We start from the raw sequence: 10,583 nt of genomic DNA, 5'->3' as shown, positions 1-10,583 counted from the left end.
GGGGTGACCCGGTGGGAGAGTAGCACGTTGCCGAATACCTTTTCAGAAAGCCTTCTATTGATTCGATAGGATCACTAGAGGGCTTTTTCTTATATTTCTTGCTAGTAGCGAAACTTAATCCTGTAACGCCGTTGCATGGGGATAGATTTCAAGGGCCTCACCGTAGTTGGTGAGCCTTTCTTATCAGTGCTTTTTCTGACTCCAGAAGAGGTATATTGGACAGAGAAAGGTGGCGAGGTAATTCCAAGGAAGGTATCGATGGATAAGTTGACGGAGTAGGTCTAGGGGAGGGGGATATTTTATGAAGAGGCTGGAGGAGGCCTTTTTGCAAGCAGGGCGATGGGTGAAGCGCAATGCTCGGCCCTTGGAAGCGGCCCGCTGGGAGTATGTCTTTGCAGGGGGAACCCGAGAAAGGGTTCTGGAGATGCTGGAGGCCTATCAGAATCCGGATGGTGGTTTCGGTCATGGTATCGAGCCTGATTTCTGGTTACCGGCCTCATCGCCCATGTCCTCCTGGGCGGCAGCTCGCATCTTGCTGGAGGTTGAAGCAGGGCCTGATACACCGATGGTGCAAGCTCTGGTGGATTATCTCTGTCGGGTGCAGGACCCCACGGGTCTGTGGCCGGCGGTCTTGCCGGAGAATAACCACTTTCCCCATGCTCCTTGGTGGCACTGGGAAGAGGGGGTGGAGGAACGCTGGATGTTCAATCCCAGTGTTGAGTTGGCTGCCTATCTGATCCATTGGTCCTGCCCGGGAAGCACTGCAGCAGATGCGGGATGGAAGACGGTGGGTCTCGCCCTTAATAGGCTGATAGACTGTACCGAAATGGACATGCATGAGATCGCCAACTACTTAAAGTTTACTGAACTAATGGGGCCGCGGGTAATGGAGCTTCAGGAGAGAACCGGGCATCTTTTGCCGGATGTGGAAAGAAAGTTGACGGAGCTGGTGATTACCGCCGTGGAGACAGATCCTTCCCAATGGGACCAGGGGTATCGTGCTCTTCCCCTCACCTTTGTCCAAGGCCCTGACAGCTTTCTCTGTGAGGCTTTGGGTGATCTGGTTCAGAAGAACCTCAACTTCTATGCTGAGCAGGTTGATGAAAAGGGCCTCTGGCCGGTGACCTGGCAATGGAGTGCCTATTCCAGTGAGTTCGAAGTAGCCAAAAGGCACTGGCAGGGTATTATTGCACTGGAGCGGTACCGTATTCTGCGGGCCTTTGCCTGGTTTTAGACCGGCTTGTTGCGTTATCCAGGAATTGCTGTTAGGATTCGATTAGCTGCACTCAATTTGCTGACCTGTGCTAAGGTCTGTACTAACTGACGCCAGGGCAGGGCCCGGGTGAAATTAACCGAAGTTAGGAAATAGATATTTCCAGCGAAAACTCTATACTTAGTAAAGATAGCAAGGCTTTGTCCTTGCCCAGTGGGCCATATTCCAATCCACGTGAGGTGAGCTGTGTGCCGGAAATTGTGTCAATTGGAGAAGTGTTGATCGATCTGATAGCGACGGAACAGCCAGCAGGGGGAAGTTGGAACCTAGTTGCCAATGCCGGTGGTGCTCCGGCCAATGTAGCCGTTGGGGTTGCTCGGTTGGGAGTATCCGCGGGCTTTGTTGGATCTGTGGGGAAGGATGGATTTGGCCGCTTTCTCATTGATACCTTAGAGTCCAATGGGGTTGACTGCCAGTGTGTTGCTGTTCATGAGGAGTATCCTACAACCCTGGCCACGGTGACCCTAGATGAGAAGGGCGATAGAAGTTTTGCCTTCTATCGCAGTAATACCGCCGATGTGGAAATTCCGGTGACCGATGGGGTCAGAAAGTACATATCTCAGGCAAGAATCGTTGTCTTTGGAGCGGTCTCCCTGGCACATCGGAAGGCAAGGGAATCGGTGCTTTCTCTGATCGATGAAGTAAAGGATGGACTGGTCGCCTTTGACCCCAACTATCGAGCTAGCCTGTGGGAATCGGAGACCGAGGCCAGAGAAGTGATCCTTGACACCATCAAGCGAGCCGATATTGTCAAGGTAAGCGAGGAAGAGCTGGACTTTCTCACCGGGGGAACAACCATCGAGGATGCCCGTCGGCTGTTTGCCAACCATCGCCTATTCCTCATCTCACGGGGTGAGAAGGGTTGCTCTGTTCTTACTGCCAGCGGAAGCAACTACGAACTTCCAGCCTTTAGGCGAAGGGCTGTGGATACCACCGGTGCCGGAGATGCCTTCTTAGCTGGATTATTGACGGCGATTCAATTGGATCCGGGGTGTTTGACGGAAGAAGGCGAGAGGCTGAAGGATGCCGTTCAGTTCGCCCAGGCCGCGGCTGCCGTCACCGTGGGACGGTATGGGGCCATTCCCTCACTGCCCACCCGGGATGAAGTGGAAGGGGTACTGCAGTCAGGTTCTTAATTCACTTTAGGGAGGCGGGGTGTCAAAGGTGTTGGAAAGGGTAAGATGGGGCATCTTGGGACCAGGGAGCATCGCTCATAAGTTTGTCGCGGGGCTCTCGCTGATCCCCGATGCCGAAGTGGTGGCGGTGGGGTCTCGCAGTATCGAGCGGGCTAATGCCTTTGCCGATGAGTACGGCATTCCCCATCGTTACGGTAGCTACCAGGAGCTAGTTGATGATGCTGACGTAGATGTGATTTATGTGGCAACACCACACAGCCTTCATAGGGAGCACACCTTGTTGTGCCTCCAAGGGGGAAAACCGGTACTCTGCGAGAAGCCCATGGCAGTAAATGCCAGGGAAGTAGCGGAGATGATTCAAGTTGCCGGCAACAAGAATTTGTTTCTCATGGAAGCCATGTGGACCAGGTTTCTGCCAGTCTGGGTCAAGGTGAGGGAGCTGCTGGCGAAAGGTGTCATCGGTGAGCCCCGGATGTTAACAGCGGACTTTGGGTCTCGGGCGGCAAAGGATCCAGAGCATCGACTCTTTGCTCCCCATCTTGCCGGCGGTGCCCTGTTGGATGTGGGTGTGTACCCTGTAAGTCTAGCGTCAATGGTCTTTGGTCAGGCCCCGGAAGACATAGCTACCTTGGCCCATCTCGGTGACACCGGTGTAGATGAGCAGGGAGCCTATATCCTCCGCTACGAAAGGGGACAACTGGCGATACTATCCAGTGCCGTGAGAACCAAGACCCCCCAAGAGGCCCGGATCATGGGTACCGAAGGGTCAATTTATGTACCCAATTTCTGGCGAGGGACTTCTCTGCGTTTGGAGATTTCAGGGAGGGAACCGGAGGACATCCCGTTACCCTTCCCGGGGAATGGATACAGTTTCGAGGCTTTGGAAGTAATGAGCTGCCTCCGGGAGGGTAAGCTGGAGAGCGACACCATGCCGTGGTCTGAATCACTGCAGATCGCAGAAACGATGGATCGAATTCGAGCCAGTTGGGGCTTGCAGTATCCGATGGAATTAGAAGATTCCGCCTCCCCTTGATTCAGTGGGGCCGAGAAGATAAGCTTAGTATGTTCGAGATGGCATTGGACTAGTGAGAGGGTCGATACTGTGCGTCTAAGGCTTGTCTATGATATCGTGCTGTCGATTATCTTTGCTGGCTTTGCTGTGGGAGCGACGATCAGGGCCTTGTTTGCCGGAGGCAATATCCTGGAAGGCTGGAAGTCGATCACCAAGGAGCTAGCTCAGCGCCTGGGATACTTGCCTAGGGCAGATGGACATTTACAAGATAGAGGCCAAAGCATTTGGATTCACGCCGCCTCCGTCGGTGAGGTGGTGGCAGCGAAACCCATTGCCGATGAGATCCAAAGGTTATATCCCGACTATGACTTGGTGTTTACCACTGTCACCCGTGCCGGGTACAGGATGGCGCAGACAACCATCAAAGGGGCCAAAGTGGTGACCTACGTTCCGGTGGATATCTCCTGGGTGGTGCGGCGGTTTATCAAGAGGGTGAATCCAAGGCTGTTGGTCCTGTTAGAGAGCGAATTCTGGCCCAATCTGATCACCCTAACCCATGCTGCCTCCGGGGTGGTTATTGTCGCTAACCGCCAGATGAATGATAACAGCTATAATAAACATAAACGCTTCCAGCGAAGCTGGCTGGCCATAGCCAAGCGGGGTATCGATCACTTCTGCGTGCAATCCCCCCGTGACAAGGAGCGCCTGATAGACCTCGGCATCCAGCCCGATGGGATCACTGTTACCGGCAATACCAAATTCGACTCCCTAAAACCGGGGGGAGACAATGCCCAGCACTCCCAGAGACTTCTGGCCGAGATGAAGTTGGCTGCCGATGATCTCGTACTTGTTGCCGGCAGTACCCATGCCAATGAGGAAGAGGTCATCATTACTGCCTATCGAGAGCTTTCCCGGGAATTTCCCCAGCTGGTCCTGATTCTCGCCCCTCGCCATATGGAGAGGGTGGCGGACGTGGACAAGCTGCTGGCTAAGTTCGACCTGGCCGTGGTGCGGCGAAGCGCTATCGCGAAGCGAAATCCAGACAGGGATCGGGTCATCCTCCTAGATACCATCGGGGAGCTGATGGCCGTTTATGGACTGGCTGATATCGTATTTGTCGGTGGCAGTTTAGTGCCCGTCGGTGGGCACAATGTGCTGGAACCCGCGGCAGCTGGCAAGGCGATGCTGTTTGGACCCCATATGTTCAACTTCAAGGACAGCGTTGAGCTGCTTCTCGAGCGTCAGGCTGCTTTACAGGTAAGGGAGGAGGGGGAAATCACCCCCCAAATTCGTGAGTTGATCACCAACGAGGCAAAACGCCACCAACTGGGGGAAAATGCCCGGCAGTTTATTGAAGAGAATCGTGGGGCTGTAGCAAAGACCCTGCGGGTAATCCAGAGCAGGTTCAGCCACCAAGGCTAGTTTCCGGTAAGGGAGCCTGTATCTGATCGTAACCAGGACTAGTCGTTATTGATGCAAGGATTGAATCAGGAGGATCACCATGCTGTATCGGAACATCTTGATCGTGAGAATGAGCGCCATTGGCGATGTCATCCACGCTTTGCCCGTTGCCCGAGCCTTAAAGAAAGCCGATCCCACCGTGAGGATTACCTGGATTGTGGAGAAGCTGGCCTATGATCTGTTGACCAACAATCCCGATATCGATGAACTAATTTTCTTTGATCGACCAAAATTCACATCCCTATCGGGTTTTGCCCAAAATGCTCCTTCCTTTACCAAATATCTGCGGAGCAAGAAATTCGACCTGAGTCTGGATCTTCAAGGGCTGTTCAAAAGTGCCGCCATCGTCAAAATGGCCGGTGCCTCCACCCGGCTAGGTTACTGCAACATGCGGGAGATGAGCTGGCTTTTCAGTAGACCGGTATGTGGTCCCCACATCGAGGGGAATATCATTGATCGCTATCTTGATGTGCTGCGGGAGCTGGGCATTGAGCCGGGACCTCCAGAATGGGTGATCAATGTGACGGAGGAGGAAAGGGCCAATGCCGAGGCCGCCATGAGAGAGGCGGGAGGCGATCCCAACTCTCCCTATATAGTCATGGCGTCGGGCACCAGTTGGCAGTCAAAATGCTGGCCCGTGGAATCCTATGGGGAACTAGTCAACAGGATCCTGTCTGAGTACGATGTGCAGATTGTGCTGATTGGTTCCGGGGGGGATACCCCAATGGCCCAAGGAATCCTGAGCCGCACCGAGGGTCCGGTGTATGATCTAACGGGGAAGCTGACCCTGAAGGAATTGGCCCATATCCACAGGCAGAGTCGATTGTTCATAGGTGGAGACACCGGTCCGATGCATCTAGCGGTGGCAGTGGGTACACCGGTGGTGGCCCTCTTTGGACCGACGGATCCCAGGAAATACGGGCCCTATGGACCAGAGCATATAGTTGTGCGCACGGAAGTTGATTGCGGCCCCTGTCACAAGCGGACTTGCGCCAATCCCCGGTGTATGGAGTCAATTACACCGGAGCAAGTCTTTGCAGCCGTGAAGAGAAGGGGTGCCATCGATTAGCAGGCGTTGGTGAAGGGATGATAGGTGTGGGAGCTGACAGGCTGTTACGGCGAATCATTCAGGTAAAGGAGGATGCCCAGGGGAAGACCCTTTGGTGGGTGGCAGAGGGCGAAGACGGTGGAGCTTTGCAGGAACTTCTGGCCAACATCGCTGACCTTTTCGATGCAGGTGAAGTGATTTACGATGATCGCAACCGCGTAGTTCACCTGCGGGCCGGGCAGTTTCCTGGGTTATCTAGCGACGTTATAATTAAGAGGTTTATCCTGAGAAGAAAATACGATCGCCTCCGATTTCGCTTTCTCAACTCTAAAGCAGTTCGTTCCTTGCACATGGCTCTAGTGCTGGGTCAGGCAGGGATCAACACGCCAAAACCCTTGGCCCTGCTGGAGAGAAGGACCCGATCCAACGGCATTGTCTACAGCTATTTTGTTACTGAGTATATTCCCAATGAGGGTTCTTTGCTGGACATCCTTGAGGGGGACAACCACCCTTTGGAGGACAGGTTGCCGGAGTTCTTGCCTCCGATTGCTTGGTCTGTCCGGCGGATGCATGATAGCGGTATTATCCATAACGATCTCCACGGGGGCAATATCTTGATTGCCGGCTCCGAGGATGCCCGGAAGTTTTATTTCATCGACTTGAATCGGGCTCGGATTAAAAGGCAGATGAGTATGTCCATGAGAATTAAGGATCTAGCCCGGCTGGCCTTCACCCCGGCCCAGATGGAACTGTTCCTCCGAGCCTATACTCCGGATTCATACCGGGACTGGATGGATTCCATGCTCCAAATGCGCAGAAAGCGGGAGCAATTCATGGAGCGTAAGCAAAAACTGAAGAAAATATTGCGGTGGCAATGAATCCTGAAGCTCTGGACCTGGTCCGGGGCTTTTTGGGTTTATCCGCTCAGCCTCCTCAAAGCCTTAGGGTGACGGCACATGCTACGATCAGAAACTAAGGCTAGGGTCATTTATGGCATGTCAGTGACCCGGCGCAGCTTACCGAGGCGATTGCCGCCTTTGCCGATAAAATCTTTGCATAGTGGCTAAAACATTGTTGCCCTTGGTTTACCAAGTTTGACTAAGAAAGTCCCCATCAGCGCATACTTGCTGGTGAGGTGATCTAAGTGAGTCTACAGCTTACTCAAAAGGAAACAATGTTGCTGAAGGATCAGCTAAGTCATGAAGAGCTTTGTATCCAGAAGTACAGGGAGTATGCCCAAAGGGCACAAGATCCGGCGTTAAAAGACCTCTTCAATCAGTACGCGGCAGCGGAACAAACCCACTACGACACGATCAATCAAATGCTGCAGGGGCAAGTGCCCCAGATGGGTCAAGGCCAGGCTCAGGGACAGTCGGGACAAGGACAGCAGATGCAAATGACTCAGCCCCAGGCTCAAGGTCAGACCGGTGCAGCTGAGGCAAACCAAGGAGATGCTCTTTTGTGCCAGGACATGCTGTCCACGGAGAAATACGTATCGAGCACCTATGATGTCACGATATTTGAAGCTGTGAGTCCTGCAGTCCGTCAAGCACTGCAGCACATCCAGCGGGAAGAGCAAAACCATGGTGAGGGGATTTTCCGGTACATGCAGGCCCATGGTATGTACAATCCGCAATAGCTTTGCCCTTTAGGGCTCTACGGTCAGTTTACCTGACTGTAGGGCCTTTCGCTTTTTAGTAGGGTTGGTTTTCCGAGAAGGAACCCCAAGGCCTGCAGGGAAAGCAACAAGCAAGGTCACTGGGCACTGTGAGAGGAGGCTAACTATGGAGCTGCTTCAGGTCAGCGAGAACAAGAGATTCTTGATGCAAGGCGACGGAAGGCCCTTTTTCTGGTTAGCAGATACCGCCTGGGAGCTGTTTCATCGCCTAAACAGAGAAGAGGCGAAGAGCTATCTAAAAACCCGAGCTAGGCAGGGATTCAACGTTATCCAAGCGGTAGCCCTGGCGGAAAAGGATGGTCTAAGGGTTGGTAATGCCTATGGTCGAGTACCCCTTCGTCTCAACTCTGCAGGGGAATATGATCCTACCAAACCGGATTTGGCCCCAGAGGGGGAGTACGATTACTGGGATCATGTAGATTACATCGTTGATACCGCAGCCAGCGTTGGTCTTTATATCGGTTTTCTACCCACATGGGGTGATAAGTTCAACGCCAAATGGGGGATCGGGCCAGAGATCTTTACACTGGAGAATGCCAGGCAGTACGGCCAGTGGTTGGGCAGGAGATATCGCGAGCGGAAGAACATCATCTGGATAGTGGGAGGAGACCGTCCCCTGGAAACCAAGGGGCACTTTCAGATAGTTGAGCAGATGGCCCTGGGCCTGAGGGAAGGCGATGGCGGCGCCCATCCAATAACCTTCCACCCAACGGGGGAAAGGTCTTCATCTCTGCATGTTCATTTGGAACCATGGCTGGATTTCAATATGATTCAGTCCGGTCATCGGCAACGAAATGGCGCCAATTACAACCTGATTACCACAGACTACGAGAAGGAGCCCATCAAGCCGACCCTGGATGGTGAACCAAGATATGAGGATCACCCGGTAAACTTCCAGCCCGCGGAGGGGTATTTTGATGCAGCCGATGTCCGGCAGGCTGCCTATTGGTCCGTCTTTGCCGGCGGAGCTGGGGTGACCTACGGTCATCACAGTGTTTGGTCTATGACGACAGAGCCTTCGGACTATTTTATTATGGACTATCGGCAGGCTCTAACCCGTCCCGGTGCCGCTCAGATGAACTATCTGAGGCGACTGATGGAGTCGAGACCCTATTTTGAACGGATTCCCGATCAGTCCCTGATTGTGACGAACTACGAGGGTGCTAACCACGTTCGGGCCACCAGGGGAAAGGCCTATGCTTTCTTGTACCTTCCCAACGGCTTACCGGTCAAGGTAAAGATGGGTGTTATCTCCGGAGAGACTGTAATCGCCACCTGGTATGATCCGAGACAGGGCATCAGTCACAGAATTGGGGAGCTGCCTAACGCTGGTATTTCTGAGTTTGTCCCTCCCTCCAGTGGACGGGGCAATGATTGGGTCTTGATCCTTGACGACGCCAGCCAGAACTTCCCGCAGCCATAAAAAAAGGGTTCGCGTCTTTTGCGAACCCTTAATGTAGGTCTTTGCTAGTGTTAATTAAGCCTTACCGTTGGAACCAAATTCCCGAATCTTAGCGATGACCGTCTCCTTAATCGCCTCGCGAGCCGGTCCCAGGTACTTCCGGGGGTCATAGAGCTCCGGGTCATTGGCCAGGACTTCCCGGACCTTGGCAGCCGATGCAATTTGGTTTTCGGTATTGACGTTGATCTTAGCGGTTCCAAGGGAAATAGCCCGTTGGATGTCCTTGGTAGGAATTCCGGTGCCGCCGTGGAGAACCAAAGGAACTCCCGTCAAATCTCTAATCTCCTGCATGCGATCGTACCCAAGCTTCGGCTCTCCCTTGTAGGGACCGTGGGCAGAGCCCAAAGCAGGAGCCAAACAGTCTACGCCGGCCTCCTGGACCAACTGTACACACTCGCTGGGAATGGCGTAGGCGGCATCGGCCTCATCGACGACCAGGTCATCTTCTTGTCCACCGATGCGGCCCAGTTCAGCCTCAACGGAGACACCGATGGTGTGGGCAACGTCGACAACTCTCTTGGTGAGGGCAATATTCTCCTCTAAGGGCAAATGTGAGCCGTCGATCATCACGGAAGTAAAGCCGGCATACATTGCCTTGACGCAGACTTCAAAGCTGGAGCCGTGGTCGAGGTGAATGGCAACGGGAACGGTGATATTGTATTCCTTCATCAAAGCCTTGACCATGGCAGTGACCAGGTCGAACCCACCCATATACCGGCCGGCACCTTCAGAGACGCCGAGGATAACCGGAGAGTTCTCCTCTTGGGCAGCTTGGAGAATCGCTTGGGTAAATTCGAGGTTGTTAATGTTGAATTGACCTACTGCGTAGCCATTATCCTTTGCCTTGTTCAGCATTTCGGTCATTGATACCAGTGGCATGATAATCCCCCTTGTATTCTAGCTACAGCACGCGCAAAACTGTGCCATATGTATCCAAAGTACTATAGTATTGTAACCTATTACTCCTTCTCTACGCAAGGTGTGCCTGGGAGGCGATATTGACATTGAATTCAGTTGTGATATAATACAAAGGCCGCTGTAATGCCAGGTTTAACCGAGAAAAGTGCTTTTCTACCACTAATTTCCTTCCTCCAGAGGCATGCAAGGATGTTTGGTGATTGTCGCTGGTGGAACAATAGTGGCGAAGAACCAGGGTTAGAAATTGGCAGTTGCGTTAGCCAAGATAACCTGGTAAGATAGCTTTCGTCGCCCGAGCGGGGGTGCCGGAAGAAAACAAAAATTGGCACTTGCATCGGCGGCGAAAACATGTTAAGATAAGTTTTGTCGGCGCCACGGCGTCGGCAGAAATTGGGAAAAGGCAATAGACCTTTTGACTTGATCCTTGAAAACTAAGCAGTATGTCAGCACAGCTTGTGTTAAGGTTCAACTCAAAGATTCACGGAGAGTTTGATCCTGGCTCAGGACGAACGCTGGCGGCGTGCCTAATACATGCAAGTCGAGCGAAGCAGATTAGTGGAGCTCTTCGGAGTGAAGCTGATTTGACTGAGCGGCG

The 10,583-nt window shown here is 53.1% G+C and carries 9 protein-coding genes and 1 rRNA gene; 9 read left to right on the top strand and 1 reads right to left on the bottom strand.

The annotated features are described in order from the left end of the window. Window positions 1–301 precede the first annotated feature (301 nt). The 8 genes from GX030_10310 (at window position 302) to GX030_10275 (ending at window position 9,031) form a co-directional block, all read left to right on the top strand. Window positions 302–1,234 (top strand): hypothetical protein, encoded by a 933-nt coding sequence (locus tag GX030_10310; protein ID NLV92767.1) that lies wholly within the window; start codon window positions 302–304, stop codon window positions 1,232–1,234. 227 nt (window positions 1,235–1,461) lie between these two features. Further along, complete coding sequence (locus GX030_10305) at window positions 1,462–2,409, top strand: carbohydrate kinase (protein NLV92766.1); 948 nt, start codon at window positions 1,462–1,464, stop codon at window positions 2,407–2,409. 28 nt (window positions 2,410–2,437) lie between these two features. Further along, window positions 2,438–3,442, top strand: coding sequence for a Gfo/Idh/MocA family oxidoreductase (locus GX030_10300; protein ID NLV92765.1), 1,005 nt, complete (start codon window positions 2,438–2,440; stop codon window positions 3,440–3,442). 69 nt (window positions 3,443–3,511) lie between these two features. Then, complete coding sequence (locus GX030_10295) at window positions 3,512–4,843, top strand: 3-deoxy-D-manno-octulosonic acid transferase (protein ID NLV92764.1); 1,332 nt, start codon at window positions 3,512–3,514, stop codon at window positions 4,841–4,843. Window positions 4,844–4,922: 79 nt separating this feature from the next. After that, complete coding sequence (locus tag GX030_10290; protein NLV92763.1) at window positions 4,923–5,951, top strand: glycosyltransferase family 9 protein; 1,029 nt, start codon at window positions 4,923–4,925, stop codon at window positions 5,949–5,951. A gap of 26 nt (window positions 5,952–5,977) precedes the next feature. Then, entirely contained in the window at window positions 5,978–6,808 is an 831-nt protein-coding gene (locus tag GX030_10285; GenBank protein ID NLV92762.1) for a serine/threonine protein kinase, read from the top strand. Window positions 6,809–7,074: 266 nt separating this feature from the next. Next, window positions 7,075–7,569, top strand: a complete 495-nt coding sequence (locus GX030_10280; GenBank protein ID NLV92761.1) for a spore coat protein — start codon at window positions 7,075–7,077, stop codon at window positions 7,567–7,569. A gap of 145 nt (window positions 7,570–7,714) precedes the next feature. Beyond that, entirely contained in the window at window positions 7,715–9,031 is a 1,317-nt protein-coding gene (locus tag GX030_10275) for a DUF4038 domain-containing protein (protein NLV92760.1), read from the top strand. A gap of 54 nt (window positions 9,032–9,085) precedes the next feature. On the opposite strand, the gene fba is transcribed toward GX030_10275, so the two are convergent. After that, window positions 9,086–9,949 carry a class II fructose-1,6-bisphosphate aldolase gene (fba, locus tag GX030_10270; protein ID NLV92759.1) on the bottom strand — a complete coding sequence of 288 codons (864 nt, stop codon included), beginning with the start codon at window positions 9,947–9,949 and terminating at the stop codon, window positions 9,086–9,088. Between the two features lie 515 nt (window positions 9,950–10,464). Here fba and GX030_10265 point away from each other — a divergent pair. After that, window positions 10,465–10,583, top strand: a 16S ribosomal RNA gene (locus tag GX030_10265); the annotation flags it as partial.

The sequence above is a fragment of the Bacillota bacterium genome (genome assembly GCA_012727955.1).
Classification (GTDB): domain Bacteria; phylum Bacillota; class Limnochordia; order DTU087; family JAAYGB01; genus JAAYGB01.
This window is presented reverse-complemented; position numbering and strand designations above follow the sequence as displayed.

Coding starts and splice junctions, on each gene's coding strand:
- GX030_10310 (NLV92767.1), top strand. CDS start 302: ATGAAGAGGCTGGAGGAGGCCTTTTTGCAAGCAGGGCGATGGGTGAAG.
- GX030_10290 (NLV92763.1), top strand. CDS start 4,923: ATGCTGTATCGGAACATCTTGATCGTGAGAATGAGCGCCATTGGCGAT.
- GX030_10275 (NLV92760.1), top strand. CDS start 7,715: ATGGAGCTGCTTCAGGTCAGCGAGAACAAGAGATTCTTGATGCAAGGC.
- fba (NLV92759.1), bottom strand. CDS start 9,949: ATGCCACTGGTATCAATGACCGAAATGCTGAACAAGGCAAAGGATAAT.